Genomic DNA, 14014 nt, shown 5'->3' with positions numbered 1-14014 from the left:
GGCGCCAGTGACGTCGGACCCAGCCGTGCAGTGGGCGGCGACAGCCCTCTTCGGCGTCCTGAGCGCCTGGTCGCTCCGGCGACTGATCGCGGCCCGTCGGCCCCTCGCCGCGGCGAGCCACCTGTTCCACCTGGGCATGGGCCTCGCGATGGTGGCCATGGTCTGGCCGTGGTGGGTCCGCCTGCCCGCGCTGCCCCAGGTCGCCTTCTTCGCCGTGGGCGCGGCCTGGTTCGCGGCCGCCGCGGGCTGGTCCGGCCTGGACGCCGTGAGCCGCCGGGTCGATGGTGGGGCGACGGCGGGCGGCCCGACGCCTGACGGTCTGACGACTGACGGTCCGACGACTGACGGGCCGTCGGCGGGCGGGCCTCGGGTCGGCCACCACGAGAGCGCCTGGTGCCGGGCGACGCACGCCGTGATGATGCTCGCGATGGTGTGGGCGCTCGCGGTCATGACCCGGCACCGCGGGCACGCCGCCGGTCACCTGGCCGAGCATGCGGCGGCCCCACCGGCGCCGACCATGCCGCTGGATGCCCCGACGGCCGTCTCCGGCACGGTGCTCGTCGTGCTGCTCGTTGTCGGGGGCGTGCTGTTCCTGGTCACGGCGGTCCGGCACGCGCGTGCGGGTGCGCTGGCGGGCGACCGCGCCGACCTGGACCGCGCGGGCCTGGACCGCGTCGGCCTCGACCGGGCGGGGATAGGCCGGGCGGGGATCGACAGTGCTGGGCCCGACTGCGCTGGGCCGGACTGTGCGGGGATCGACAGTGCTGGGCCCGACAGTGCTGGGCCCGACCGCGTCGGCCTCGATCGGGCGGGGCTCGACCTGCTCGCGGGCGGCCTGATGAGCCTCGGCACGGCCGCGATGTGCGGGCTCATGCTTGCCGGATGACCGACTCGGCCCCCACAGGCTGAGTCGGAGCTGGGTGTCGGGCCTGAGCTGGGCATCGGGTCTGAACTGGGCGTCGGGCCCGAACTGGAAACCAACCAGGACCAGGCGTGCGGCAGGAATCCGGACGAACCGCCGCGGGGCAACGTGATGCCGACGAGCACCGGTCGGCTGCGCTGAATTCCGTTCGGCCCTGACCCCGCGAGTTCGGCTGAGCTGGACTGTCCTGCGGAGCCAGAGATCCCGGGGCGCAGCCGAACGGAATTCACGTGTCCCGACGCCCCTCACAAGAGTGCACCTTGGTACACGGCATGACTAGATGATTTGGTGTCCCGGTGTCCCGGTGTCCCGGTGTCCCGGTGTCCCGGTGTCCCGGTGTCCCGGTGTCCCGGTGTCCCGGTGTCCCGGTGTCCCGGTGTCCTCGCGGATCCCGTGACCCGTGCGGCGGGGCAGGTGTCGTGAGGGGCCGGGTCGCGGTCAGCCCGCGCGGCGTCGTCCGGTGGGCTGCTTGGGGCGCAGCGCGCGCTGCAGCATCTCGGCGTCCCGGGCGGTCAGGTGGTCGGCGAACCGGAGCAGGGCTCCCTCGCGGTCGCCCGTGCCCTCCAGCGCGGAGAGCATCGCGGCGCCGGCGCGCTCGCCGTCGGACCGGGTGGGCCGGAACCGGACCTTGCGGGGGGAGGCGGCGATGCGGACCACCTCGCCCTTCTTCTCCAGGCGGTCGAGCACCGTCAGGAGCGTGGTGTAGGCCGGGACGTGCTCGTCCCGGAACCCCTCCTGGATCGCTCGTGCCCCGATCGCGTCCTCGTGGTCCCAGAGGATGCGCATGACCTCCGCCTCGAGCTGTCCGCGTGCGCGAGTCCTGCCTGACATAGTGCCCTCCTGGCAGGACCATACTGCAAAGGTGGCCGCCCACCGGTGAGTGGACAGCCACCTTTGCCGTCGTCCGGAATACCGGACGGAACGCCCCCGCGATCAGGCCGGCTGCAGTGCCGCCGCGTCGAGCGCGCCGCTGCGGGCCTGCTCCACCAGGTCCGCGAGCTGGTCGTGGCTCATCTGGATCCGCTGGCCGAAGTCGTCGGTGATCACGATCTGCTTCAGGGGCTCGGCGGTCGGGTCGACGAACAGTTCCGGGCAGCCGCAGTCGCACTTGCCGCAGAACGTCGCCACGTGAAGTAGCTGAGAGTTCTCGCTCATCGCTGTCTCCTCTGTTGGAACGGACGGGTCTCGGGCGCGTGCTGGATGCCCTCTACGAGGGTCGCCCTATCTCTACAACACGTCAAGATCTGGCTGTGGTCGCTCTCGATGACGACAGCAGGTCCTCGACGAGGTCGGCGGCGCGCGATGTGCCGCCCTCGGCCCGGGCGGCGGCGCACAGCCGTGCGGACCGCTCTGCGCGTCCGAGGTCGGTGACCAGGTCGTCCAGCGCGGCGCGGAGGGTCTCGGTGGTGGCGTCCGCGGTGTCCACCCGCCGAGCGACGCCGAGCTCCACCAGCCGGTCGGCGTTCATGAACTGCTCGGCAGCCTGCGGCACGGCGATCATGGGGACGCCCGCCCGCAGGCCCTCGCCGCAGCCGCCCATGCCGGCGTGCGTGACGAAGGCGTCGGCCTGCTCCAGGATCGCTCGCTGCGGCACCCAGGGGTGCACCTCCACGTTGGCCGGGACGTCGCCGAGCTCCGCGGGGTCGGTGTGCCTGCCGATCTGCAGGACGACGTGCCAGCCGGGAAGGTCGCCGAAGGCGGCGAGGCACCGGCGGTAGAACTCGGGCTGATGCGTGTAGGCGCTGCCCAGGGAGATCAGCAGCACGTTCTCTGCGTCCGCCGGGCGGGTCCAGCCGTCGGCGTCCGCGCCGGCGTCGAAGCACGGGCCCACGAAGGTCACCCTCTCCGGGTCGACCCGGTCGGCCTGCGGCTGCATCGCCCGCGGGATCAGTGCGAGGGTGCGGTCGGGCGGACCGGAGAAGGCGTCGATGTCGGTCGTGGTCGCCCCGCAGCCGGCGAGCCACCGGCCGAACCGCTCCCGGTAGGCACCGGCCCCCGGCAGTAGCCACAGCTGTGCGGCCACCTCCTCCTGGTAGCCGTCCCAGCCGACGAACGTCGGGGACAGCTGGAGCAGAGGGCGGCCCTGCGCCTCGGCGAGGGCGCGCGCGGCGTAGGCGCCGATGTCGTAGAGGTACAGGTCGGCAGGGTCGTCGTCGTAGGCCGCCCGGAGCTGGGGGAGGGCTTGCACGGCGTCGTCGAGGAAGAGGCCGGCGGCGGCGATGGGGTCGGCGGGCCAGGCGTCGTCCGCGACGGGGAGCGTGGAGGTGCAGGGCACCAGCTCCGCGCCCGTGGGCGCGATCCGGTCGGCCACGACCGGGTCGTTGGCGTAGGTGACCCGGTGCCCGCGGGCCACCAGCTCGCGGACGACCGCGAGGCTGGGCAGGACGTGACTGATGATCGGGACGCCGACCATCGCGATGTGGGCAGGGCGGTGTGGCACGGCGATCACTCGTCTCGGGGGAGGGAAGCGGGGACGGGTCTCAGGCCCGGTGGGCCTGCTCGGCGGCTCGTTCGAGGTCGTCGACGGTGCCCGACATGATCGTCCGGACGTGCTCGGTGACGTGCTGCACGGGCCAGTCCCACCACGCGACGGCGAGCAGCCGGGCGACGTCGTCGGCGTCGTACCGGGTGCGGATCAGCCGGGCGGGGTTGCCCCCGACGATGCCGTAGTCGGGCACGTCGCCGGTGACCACGGCACCGGCGGCGATGATCGCGCCGTTCCCGATGCGGACGCCGGGCATGACCGTGGCGCCGTGCCCGAACCAGACGTCGTTGCCGACGACGGTGTCGCCGCGGCTCGGCAGGCCGGTGATCAGGTCGAAGTGCTCGGCCCACGAGCCGCCCATGGTGGGGAAGGGGAAGGTGGAGGGGCCGTCCATGCGGTGGTTGGCGCCGTTCATGATGAACCGCGTGCCGGTGCCGAGCGCGCAGTACCGGCCGATGACGAGCCGCTCGGGCCCGTAGTGGTAGAGCACGTTGCGGGTCTCGAACGCGGTCGGGTCCTCCGGATCGTCGTAGTACGAGAACTCGCCGACGTCGATCAGCGGCGACGTCACGAGCGGCTTGAGGAGCACGACGCGGGGGTGGTCGGGCATCGGGTGGAGAGCGGTGGGGTCGGCGGGAACGAGCGGCATCGGGCGGGCGGATCCTCTCGGACGACTACTAGTACGACAACTGTCGCTTTAAGATGCTTGCACATCACCCGCGTCCCGATCAACCGGATACTGGACCCCTATGGCTGACCCGCAGAGCACCGCCGCCGACCGCCGTCCGGGCGGTCGCACCGCACGTGTCCGTGCCCAGGTGCTCGACGCGGTGCGCGCCGAGCTCGAGGAGCACGGTCACGAGGGGCTCACGATGGAGGGGGTCGCGACCCGCGCCGGGGTGCACCGGGCCACGGTCTACCGGCGCTGGCGCGACGTCGGCGGCCTGCTCGCCGATACCATCGCCGCCGCCGGCGAGATCGACTGGCAGCCACCGGACACCGGCTCGCTCCAGGGCGACCTGACCCGGCTCAACCAGGAGATCCAGGAGTCGTTGGTCGTCCGGCCGTCGTTCGCGATCGCCCTGATGGCCGCCTCTTTCCACTCCGAGCAGGCCGCACGGGCCCAGACGCGGCTGTTGGCCGATCGGTACGCCCAGTGCGAGGTCCTCGTCGACCGCGCCGTCGCGCGCGGCGAGCTCTCCGGGCACCGCCCGGACCCGCGGAGTCTGCTCGTCGCCGCGACCGCGCCGGTCTACCACGAGCTGGTCCTGCTGCGCTCCGACCCCGACCCGCGGCTCCCGGAGCGAGCCGCTCGGGCCGCGGTGCTGGCGGCAGCAGCGGGCGGCCTGGCGCCCTAGGACCCTGGAGGCCTGTGGACAAGGCCGTCAGAATGGGTCGATGATCTCCACCGAACTCGCCACCAAGCTGCGGGACGCCGGGCTCGTCTGGACGCCGGTCGACGGCGACCAGTTCCGGATCCGGGCGCCCGAGCTCGCGGGCGACGTCTTCACCGTGAGCACCATGACCATCGAGGCGCACGAGTACCCGACGGGCACGATCCTCGGGTTCAACGGCACCACCGAGTGGGCGCTGGACTCGGTCGCGATCGACGACGCCCTCTGGCTGCCCCGCGAGGACCAGCTCCGCGGCCTCCTCCGCGGGAGCTTCCGCCTGCTGCGCCATGCCGACGACACCTTCGAGGTTGAGGTCGAGCTGCTCGGCGAGCCCCGGGTGTTCTCCGACCCGGAGCCCGCCGAGGCCTACGGCGAGGCGCTGCTCGCCCTCATCGAGCTCAGCCGCTGAACCCGGGTGCGCGCCGCGTCGGCGTGCACCGCTAGCTGTTCACGATGAACAGCGGGGCATCCGGGTCGCACGCCTCCGGCACAGAGATCGAGTCACTGCCCGCAGAACCTTCGCCGCCGCCGAGCTCGACCTGCTCACCGAGGGGCAGTGCCAGGGACGCCGCGAGCAGCGTCTCGCCGTCCCAGCGGATTGCCGGATCGTCGGGGAACACCGGGACGGTCCGCCCGTCCGGGCCGGGCACGACGACGTAGACGCAACCGTCGAGTCGTTCCAGCTGCCCGATCAGCTGCGCTGCGTCGCCACCCGGCCCTTCGGGGGCGTAGTGCGCGACGTCCCCGGGCGGGAGCGCCTCCTCGGCGGTGCAGGCTGTCGTGAGCACGAGCAGCGCCACCGCGAGAGCCGCACAGGCCGTCGGCTTCACGGCGTGCTCGCCGGTTCGATCCACGGTGATGTCTCCTGCTCGCGGGGCACCCACAAGACGCTGGCACCCCGCGAGCGGTGTGGTCAACGGAAACGGGTCAGTTCCGGTCGTCGTCCGTCAGGCCCAGGTCCTCGGCGAGGCCCAGCAGCGACTCGGGCCTGGTCGAAGGGCTGGATGACGGCGCCGGGCTCGGCGCGCTCTGCGACGTGCTGGGCGACGGCACCGGCTCGCTCGGCGCGGGCGTCGGGCTCGGTGCCGGCTGCGACGGTGCCGGCTGGGACGGAGTCGGTGCCGGTTGCGACGGTGCCGGCTGGGACGGGGTCGGGGACGGCGGGGTCGAGGGCTCGCCCGGATCCGACGGCGACGGCGTCGGCGTCGGGGAGGGCGTGGGCTTCGGTGACGGGTCGCTGGGCCTCGGCGACGGCGACGGCGAGGGCTTCGGCGACGGCTTCGGGGTGGGCTTCGGGGCCGGGTTGCTCGGCTTGGGCGACGTGGCGGGCTCGGACGGCTTCTGCGCCGGAGGGTTCTTGCGCGGTTCGTCGTCCGGCGTCGTCCCCGGCTTGCTCGGCTTCTTGGCGGAGTCGTCCTTCGTGCGGGAGTCGCGGGCAGCGGCCTCGACGGGCTGCTCGGACGCGTCGGCCGGGCTCCACGTGCCGACGTCGGACGGGTCGATCGCGCGGCCGGGTACCGAACCCGCCGCGAAGAACTCGAAGTGCCACGGCTCCGGCTTGGACCCGCCCAGCCGCGCCCACGACGGGTTGTCCCAGCCGTAGTCCGGGCCGTGCACCCGCAGCCACACGTACTGGGCGGACGAGCCGCCCGAGATCGGGGAGCCCAGGTCCACCGCGAGGCCCCAGCCGTGGTTGGACGTGCCGGGGATCGCCGCCAGGTGCGGCTTGGCGGCGGCCACCGCGACCTGCTGCACGTAGGGGCGGTAGGAGTCGGTGATCGGGATGGGGTGCCCGAAGTCCTGCTCGAACTCCTCGTTCAGCGCCGACAGCCGCTCCGCCGCGTCGCAGCGCAGCCGGTGCGCCGGCGCGAAGTCCAGCGGGCACAGCACGGCGGCCGGGATCCGGCCGTTGGCGTACTCCAGGGTGGACTCGCCGAACATCGAGACGACGTCGAGCAGGCTGTCGCGCAGCGTTCCGCCGGCGCGCTCCTGGGCGTCGAGCCTCTCGCCCGCCCGCCCTTGCCGCGCCGAGGGCTCGTCGGACGGCTCGGCCGGCCGGACCTCGACCAGCGCGTTGGGTACCGACTCGTCCAGCAGGTTCGCCAGCCGCTGCGCCGCCAGCACGACCTCGTGATAGGTCACGAGGCCGGGGCGCAGCTCCGCGGAGTCGTCCGGCTCCGCCGTCGTGTCCGGCTCCACCGGAGCGGCGTCCCGCTCGACCTCCGTGCTCTTCTCGACGATGGCGGTGGGGAGCACGTTCGACACCTGGACCACAGGTCCGAGCGCTGCTGGCAGCGTGGCGGCCGCACCGCCGTCGTCGGAACGGGAACCGCCGTCGGAACCCGCACCGCCGTCCGTCCGGGTGGCGCGCGCCACGGGCGCGTCCTGGACGCGCAGGCCCTCGCTGCTCTCGGCGAGCGCGAGCCGCTGGATCGTGTAGGTGGTGTACAGCATGCCGAGCTCGGCGGCGGCTTGCGCCACGGCCGGGCTCAGGTCGGGGCCCTGCTCGCGTGCCTGCTGGTCCGCGCGTGCCAGGACGGCCGTGATCTGGTCCGGCGTCACGTCCTGCGGCACGGTCCCGGCCCGTCCGGCGGGCAGGGCCTCGACCGGCTCCTGGTGCCCGCCCGGCCGGTCCCCGGCGTCGGCGACGCGCACCTCGGGAACGCTCGGCACGGCGGCGAGCAGCAGACCTCCCGCGGTCACCGTGGCGACGGCGCCGGCCCACGCGGTGCGCAACAGTCTGCGTGCTCCGGGACGGGGGGTGGGCACAACGAGCTCGTTCGCCTGCTCCTGCACGCGTTGCTCCTTCTGTCGGTGCGTTGCCGCACGGTGCGCACTACGTGTTCCGGACTGCGTGACGGGTAAAGAAGTTCTTCGTGGCAGACAAAGAACTATCACGAGTCGACGGGGTGCACAGGGCGAGGTCCAGATGCCGCGGCCGTGCGGCCGTTCCCCGGGGGCTCGACGCCCTGGCCGCGGTTCTTGTTCCGCCCGACCCTGCCGGGCGCTGCGGCCGCGCACCCCTCGTTTCCTCGTCAGACGTCGGAGAACGGGTGAATTACGCCTGCGGGTTGGTGATTCGGTTGGTGATTTCTTGAGCCCTGACTGGTGATCGCTCACCGACGGGATGGCATAGATCACGCCCAACTGGAAACGGGCCGTGCGGTCCGTGAGCGAGGGGAACAGCAGATGCACGTACGACGGTCAACGACGAGGACCACCCGAGGCAGGCGAGCCGTGAGACGGCGCGGACGGGTTCCGGCGGTCCTGGCGGCGCTCGCCCTGGTCGGGGCGGGCCTGGTCGCCACCTCGCTCACGCCGGTCACGCCGAGCGCGTTCGCGGCTCCGGGCAACCCCGGTGTGCCCGGCGAGCCGACGGTCCTCTTCGTCGAGGACTTCGAGAACCGCGCCGCGGACTCGAACGTCCTGCTGACCGACTACACGGGGGCGGACGGGACGACGTACGCGGCCGACCCGTTCTGGGTGGACCGCAACGGCTGCAACGGCTTCATCATCAACCAGACCAGCTCACGCGTGGCGGGCGACTGCAGCGGCACCCAGCCCGACACCTTCGGGGCCGCGACCTTCACGTCGCTGACCGCGCTGCCGCACGCGCTCGGCACCATCAACGGTTCGGACCCGGCGAGCAACGCGGCGGCGGCGTCGTACACCTCCGGCAGCTCCACGGGCAACCAGGTCCAGTTCCGCACGGCGGACCCGCTGACGCTCACGACCGAGGGGCGGTTCGTCACGTTCTCCGTGGACGCGGTCGCGCAGAACTGCCAGGCCACGCATCCCCAGCTGCGGTTCTACCTGGTCGACGGCGAGGGTGAGGAGATCGCGGTCTCCAGCTCCGCGATCGACCCGTGCACCGACCCGCGCGGGACGCAGTACACCTCCCCGACCCAGGACGGCACGACGCGCCTGGTGACCGGAGGCCGGTTCCCGGCCGACGGCTCGACGCTCGTCACCGGCGGCTCGTTCGGCATCGTGATGCGCAACGAGAACGGCAGCGGCCAGGGCAACGACGGCGCGTACGACAACATCCGAGTGCTCGACGTGACGCCGCAGCTCGACAAGGAGTTCAGCCCGACGTCGGTCGCCACGGGCGGCGTCTCGACGCTGACGCTGACCATCACGAACACCAGCGACCTGGCCGCCAAGAACGGCTGGTCCTTCACCGACACGCTCCCCGCGGGCCTGACGATCGCGGACCCGTCCGCCGTGGCGACCACGTGCCCGGCCGGCGACGTGACCGCCGCGGCCGGCGCCACGTCCCTCTCGGGCACCGGCAACCTGGACGCCGGCATGGCCTCGTGCACCATCTCGGTGAACGTGACCTCGGACGAGGCGGGCAGCTACACCAACGGCCCCGACAACATCTCGGCGATCGGCCTGGACTACCCGGACCCGTCGACCGTGACGTTCGGCGACCCGAGCCTGGGCCTCGTCAAGACCGCGGGCGACCCCGTGGACGTCAACGAGAACGGGATCACGGACACCGGCGACACCATCGCCTACACCTTCGAGGTGACCAACACCGGCGACGTCGCGATCGACGACCTGGCGATCGACGACCCGAAGGTGGGTGCGATCACCTGCGAGGCGACCTCGGTCGCCCCGGGAGACACCGTCACCTGCACGACCGACGAGCCCTACGTGGTCACGGACGAGGACGTCGCGGCGGGTTCCGTCGACAACTCGGCGACCGCCACGGGCACGCCGCCCGGCACGGACACCCCGATCGGCTCGCCGCCCTCGGAGACGAGCACGCCCACCGAGGCCCCGGACCCCGGCATCGAGGTCGTGAAGTCCGCGACGCCGGCGGGCCCGGAGTCGTACACCGTGGGCCAGGAGATCACGTACAGCTTCGAGGTGACCAACACCGGCAACGTGCCGCTGAGCGACGTCACGGTCGACGAGACCGAGTTCACGGGCACGGGTGAGGCCCCGGTCCCGGTGTGCCCCGCCGACGTCGTCCTGGCGCCCGGGGACTCTCTGACCTGCACCGCGACGTACGTGATCACGCAGGCGGACGTCGACGCCGGCGAGGTGACCAACACGGCCACGGCCACGGGCACGCCGCCGGGCGACACCCCGCCGCCGGAGTCGCCGCCGTCGACCGTCGAGATCCCCAGCACGCCGGAGCCCGGCATCGAGGTGGTCAAGACGTCCGACACCGAGGAGATCAGCGAGGTGGGCCAGGAGATCACCTACAGCTTCGCGGTGACCAACACCGGCAACGTCACGCTGACCGACGTCGAGGTCGACGACTCGGACTTCTCCGGTTCGGGTGAGCTGTCGCCGGTCGAGTGCCCCGCCGAGGCCGCCGGCCTCGCGCCGGGTGCGTCGGTGACGTGCACCGCCACCTACGTGGTGACCCAGGCGGACCTCGACGCCGGCGAGCTGAGCAACACAGCGACGGCCACCGGCACTCCGCCGGGGGACACCCCGCCGCCGGAGTCGCCGCCGTCGACCATCGACATCCCGGGCACCCCGGCGCCCGGCATCGAGGTGGTCAAGACCTCGGACACGAAGAAGATCACGCGCGTGGGCCAGACGGTCACGTACTCCTTCGCGGTGACCAACACCGGCAACGTCGTGCTCCGCGACGTCGAGGTCGACGACTCGGACTTCTCCGGCTCGGGCGAGCTGTCGCCGGTCGAGTGCCCGGCGGACGCCGCGAACCTGGCCCCGGGGGCGTCCGTGACCTGCACCGCGACGTACAAGGTGACCCAGGCGGACCTGGACACGGGCGAGCTGACCAACACGGCCACGGCCACCGGCACCCCGCCGGGGGACACCCCGCCGCCCACGTCGCCGCCGTCGACGGCGAAGGTCCCGGTGGACCCGGACGACGCCCCCGCGCCGCCGGCCCCGGACGGCGGCTCCCTCGCCTCGACCGGTGCTGACCTCGGCTGGGCGGCGGGCCTCGCGGCCCTGCTCCTGCTGACCGGTGCCGCGCTCCTGGTCGTGGCGCGTCGCCGCACGACGAGCTGACCGTCGGGTTCCTCGCCCCGCCGCCCGCGCGGCGGGGCGAGGAACCGGCCCCGGCCGGAATTCGCGCAAGAGGAGCAGTGCGTTGTTCCGGGCAATTCTTGCCTTATCGGTCAGTGATGTCAGGTCGGTCCGGACAGCCCTTTCCAGGGCTTTACGGAATGACTTATAGTGCCGTCGCATACTTGATGCGAAACGATGCTCCACTCCTGACGAACCAGCACTGGTGTAGCCCTGAGCAGGGGAAACGCCGGAGTTGCCCCCTCGTTGCCCCCGGGCGGTCGCGCCGGGTGGCCGGGCCGGCACCCCAGGCCGCATTCCCCGCCGCGGAAGTGCGCCGACGCTCTGGTGGAAATGGGATGCAACGACTTTGTCAGACAATCTGAGATGGCTTGTCACGCTCGAAACGGACACCCGGGCGACAGCGGACCAGGCGGACGACCACGGCGAGCACGGCGTGCTGAGCGCCATCGCCTCCGGAGACCTGGACACCCTCGAGGACCTGGCGGACGTGTGGTGGTTCGAGCTGCCCGCCCGCTTCGGCCCGGAGCTGCTCGGCCTGCTCGAACGGCTGCCCGCCACGATGGCCGCCCGCCGTCCGCGGCTGCTCATGGCGGGCGTGCTGGCCTACCAGCTCGCCGAGGCGCGCGACGACGCGCAGCTCCGCGCCACGATGCGCCTGTTCGAGCTGCACGGCGTCCGCCTGTCCAAGCGGCTGCGCTCGTTCACACGGCCCGGCGACACGGTCGCCGCCGGGGCGCTCGCGATGCACGCGGCCCGCATGCGCGGCCAGTACCGCACGGCGGAGGGGATCGGCGCCTGGGTCGAGGAGCACCTGCTCCGGACCGACGACAGCGGGGCGCTGCCCTGGAGCGGCGACCGCCGGGTGGGCCGGCCGGGCCTGATCGCCCTGAACCGGGGCGTGACGGCGATGCTGGCCGGGCAGCCGGCCGTGGCGATCGGGCACCTGCGCCGCGCGTACGAGCAGGCGGGCCCGCCGCCGTTCCAGCACTTCGCGGGCGCCGCGGCGTGCGCGAACCTCGCGCTGCTGGCGGCGGTGCGCGGACACCACGCGATGGCCGAGAACTGGCTGGAGCGCATCCGGCAGTGCGGGCCGGTCCCGGAGTGGCTGGAGCACCACCTGCTGTTGGGCGCCGTCATCGCGCGGGCGCTCCTCGCGATCGACCGGCTGGACGCCTACGCCGCGCAGGAGGCCCTGAGCCAGGCGGGCAGCGCTGAGGACCCGGGCGACCTCTGGCCGTTCCTCGCGGCCGCCCACGCAGCGTACGCGGTGGCGTTCGACGAGCCCGTGAACGGTCTGCTGGGGCTCGACGCCGCCTGCTTCGCCCACGGGATGGGTGCCCGACCCGGCCCGGACGCGCACCCGGTGCTGCTGCGGGCCCACGCCGACCTGCTCGCCGCGACCGGCGAGGGCAACCGCGTGGTGGCCCTCGCCGAGGCCGCTCCGACCAGCCGGCTGCTGCCGCCCGCAGCCCGGGTGCGGCTCCTGGCCGGCGACACCGACGGTGCGCTGACGGTCGCCGGGCGGGCGATGCGCGACGCGGCGGTGACGCCCCGGGACGCCCTCGAGCTCCAGCTCGTCAGCGCCGTGGCGCACCTGCGCGCGGGCGAGCCGGACGAGGCGCGGGCCCGGTTCCTGCACGCCGCCGAGCTCGGGCGGCAGGGGCCGCTGGCGCCGTTCGCGATGTTCCCGCGGGACGAGATGCTGGAGCTGTGCCGCCGGACCGGTACCGACCCCCGGCACGTGGGGATCACCCGCATCCCCGACGACACCAGACACCCGGTCTCGGGCCCGATCGTGCTGCTCACCCGGCGGGAGCGGGCGGTGCTGGTCGGCCTGGCCGCCGGTGACAGCGCTGTCCGGATCGCCGCGGACCACGGCGTCTCGGTGAACACCGTGCGCACCCAGGTGCGCAAGGTCTACCGCAAGCTCAACGCGTCGAGCCGCACCAGCGCGCTGGCCCGCGCGGGCCAGCTCGGGCTGATCCCGCCGGAGACCCCGCGCAGCGCCTGACCGGGTCCCCCCCCCGCTGCCCGACGGCGGGCCCCGCCCGGGCCTTGTCGGCCTCAGGCGGGACCTGCCGGGTGGGCTCGGGTCAGCGCCAGAACACGCCGAGCCGGTCGGCGAGGGCCAGGCCCTGCGCGTGCCCGGCCCGGGCGGCGGCCGGGCGCTGTGACACGTCCATCGCGTTGAGGCCGAACAGGTGCTCGGCATCGGGCTCGGGGAAGATCGTCTCGACCCGGCTGCCGCCCGCGCGCAGGTCCGCGACCTGGCCCGTCAGGTCCAGGCCCCAGTCCGCCGGGGTCCGGGACCGGCCGCCGAACGGGGAGAGCACCAGCACCCGGGTGTACCCGGCGGCCAGGTCCGCGTTCTCGGCGCCCGCGCGGTAGCCGCCGTCGATGTAGCGGCCCGAGCCGATCCGGTAGGCGAAGCCGCTGGAGCAGCTCGCCGCGACGGCGTCCGCCAGGCCGACGCCGCTGTTCCGGTCGAACACGGCCGGCTCCCCGGTGACGGCGTCGACCGCCGTGAGGAGCACCGTCCGCTCCGGCCAGGTCTGGGCGGGCAGCCGCGCGGCGACGGTGGTCCGCCACCGCTCCTGCACCGCGTCGTCCGAGGACCCGGGCAGGTCGAGCGACATCGCGCCCAGCCGGCGGCGCAGGTCGGCCGGGCCCTCGGCGGCCTCGATGATCCGGCGGGTCCGCTCCATGTGGTCCGTCACCGGCCGGGTGTCGTGCTGCTGCGGCCCGGCGGGCCGGGACGTGGCGGGCTGCGGCCCGGCCCACGCGGGCCCGGCATTCCGTGGCCCGGCCGACGGCGGCGCGATCAGCGTCGCGGCGTACAGCTCGTCCGGCGTCGCGCCGGCGAGCTGCGCCGCCGCCGTCGACCCGGCCGACGTGCCGACGGTCAGGTCGGCCGAGGTCACGTCCAGCCCGCCGTCGAACAGGCCGGCCACCACGCCGATCAGCCACGCGTTGCCGGTGGAGCCGCCGCCGCCGAGCACGAGCGCGCGCTCACGGGCGGGCGCGGGCGCGCCGGAGGGAAGAGCGGAAGAAGAGGAAGAAGAAGTGTTCATGGGAGTCGCCTCTCGCGAGTTGCCTGGCGGGCGCTCCCGGCGGCGACTAGCGCCGTCGCGCGATCGTGGGCAGCGGGGGAGCACCCGGTACGGACACAGCGTTCACGGGTCTCACCTCCTC

12 protein-coding genes are annotated in these 14014 nt (G+C 73.5%); 5 read left to right on the top strand and 7 right to left on the bottom strand.

Going from position 1 to position 14014, the window contains the following annotated elements; translation table 11 throughout:
• The first annotated feature begins 7 nt into the window (after nucleotides 1-7).
• Nucleotides 8-886, top strand: coding sequence for a DUF5134 domain-containing protein (locus ACFV9Q_RS26975; protein ID WP_377236983.1), 879 nt, complete (start codon nucleotides 8-10; stop codon nucleotides 884-886).
• Nucleotides 887-1360: 474 nt separating this feature from the next.
• Here the strand turns inward: ACFV9Q_RS26975 and ACFV9Q_RS26970 are convergent, their stop codons facing one another.
• From ACFV9Q_RS26970 to ACFV9Q_RS26955, 4 genes are all read right to left on the bottom strand, one after another.
• Nucleotides 1361-1753 carry a BlaI/MecI/CopY family transcriptional regulator gene (locus ACFV9Q_RS26970; protein WP_377228274.1) on the bottom strand — a complete coding sequence of 131 codons (393 nt, stop codon included), beginning with the start codon at nucleotides 1751-1753 and terminating at the stop codon, nucleotides 1361-1363.
• Nucleotides 1754-1855: 102 nt separating this feature from the next.
• Nucleotides 1856-2077, bottom strand: coding sequence for a hypothetical protein (locus ACFV9Q_RS26965; protein ID WP_285103134.1), 222 nt, complete (start codon nucleotides 2075-2077; stop codon nucleotides 1856-1858).
• Nucleotides 2078-2159: 82 nt separating this feature from the next.
• A complete protein-coding gene (locus tag ACFV9Q_RS26960) occupies nucleotides 2160-3362 on the bottom strand; it encodes a macrolide family glycosyltransferase (RefSeq protein WP_377236982.1) in 1203 nt (400 codons plus the stop codon).
• A 40-nt stretch (nucleotides 3363-3402) separates the two neighbouring features.
• Entirely contained in the window at nucleotides 3403-4056 is a 654-nt protein-coding gene (locus ACFV9Q_RS26955) for a CatB-related O-acetyltransferase (protein WP_377236981.1), read from the bottom strand.
• Between the two features lie 100 nt (nucleotides 4057-4156).
• On the opposite strand from ACFV9Q_RS26955, the gene ACFV9Q_RS26950 reads away from it, so the two are divergent.
• Both ACFV9Q_RS26950 and ACFV9Q_RS26945 read left to right on the top strand, forming a co-directional pair.
• Nucleotides 4157-4765, top strand: a complete 609-nt coding sequence (locus tag ACFV9Q_RS26950; RefSeq protein WP_377236980.1) for a TetR/AcrR family transcriptional regulator — start codon at nucleotides 4157-4159, stop codon at nucleotides 4763-4765.
• 40 nt (nucleotides 4766-4805) lie between these two features.
• Nucleotides 4806-5210, top strand: a complete 405-nt coding sequence (locus ACFV9Q_RS26945; protein WP_377236979.1) for a pilus assembly protein CpaE — start codon at nucleotides 4806-4808, stop codon at nucleotides 5208-5210.
• A gap of 31 nt (nucleotides 5211-5241) precedes the next feature.
• Here ACFV9Q_RS26945 and ACFV9Q_RS26940 read toward each other — a convergent pair whose 3' ends face one another.
• Both ACFV9Q_RS26940 and ACFV9Q_RS26935 read right to left on the bottom strand, forming a co-directional pair.
• Nucleotides 5242-5655, bottom strand: coding sequence for a hypothetical protein (locus ACFV9Q_RS26940; protein ID WP_377236978.1), 414 nt, complete (start codon nucleotides 5653-5655; stop codon nucleotides 5242-5244).
• A gap of 73 nt (nucleotides 5656-5728) precedes the next feature.
• The gene (locus ACFV9Q_RS26935; RefSeq protein ID WP_377236977.1) at nucleotides 5729-7597 is read right to left on the bottom strand and encodes a D-alanyl-D-alanine carboxypeptidase family protein; all 1869 of its coding nucleotides are present in this window, start codon (nucleotides 7595-7597) and stop codon (nucleotides 5729-5731) included.
• Nucleotides 7598-8038: 441 nt separating this feature from the next.
• Here ACFV9Q_RS26935 and ACFV9Q_RS26930 point away from each other — a divergent pair, with 441 nt between their 5' ends.
• The gene (locus tag ACFV9Q_RS26930; RefSeq protein ID WP_377236976.1) at nucleotides 8039-10801 is read left to right on the top strand and encodes a hypothetical protein; all 2763 of its coding nucleotides are present in this window, start codon (nucleotides 8039-8041) and stop codon (nucleotides 10799-10801) included.
• A gap of 454 nt (nucleotides 10802-11255) precedes the next feature.
• Nucleotides 11256-12833: a LuxR C-terminal-related transcriptional regulator gene (locus ACFV9Q_RS26925; protein ID WP_377236975.1), complete on the top strand. Its 1578-nt coding sequence runs from the start codon at nucleotides 11256-11258 to the stop codon at nucleotides 12831-12833.
• Between the two features lie 82 nt (nucleotides 12834-12915).
• Here ACFV9Q_RS26925 and ACFV9Q_RS26920 read toward each other — a convergent pair whose 3' ends face one another.
• On the bottom strand, nucleotides 12916-13893 hold the full coding sequence (locus ACFV9Q_RS26920) for a patatin-like phospholipase family protein (RefSeq protein WP_377236974.1): 978 nt from the start codon (nucleotides 13891-13893) through the stop codon (nucleotides 12916-12918).
• Nucleotides 13894-14014 lie beyond the last annotated feature (121 nt).

This window comes from Promicromonospora sp. NPDC059942 (genome assembly GCF_042731755.1).
Taxonomy (GTDB): Bacteria; Actinomycetota; Actinomycetes; order Actinomycetales; family Cellulomonadaceae; genus Promicromonospora.
Note: the sequence above shows the minus strand (reverse complement) of the source record. Positions and strands in the feature narration are given on the sequence as shown.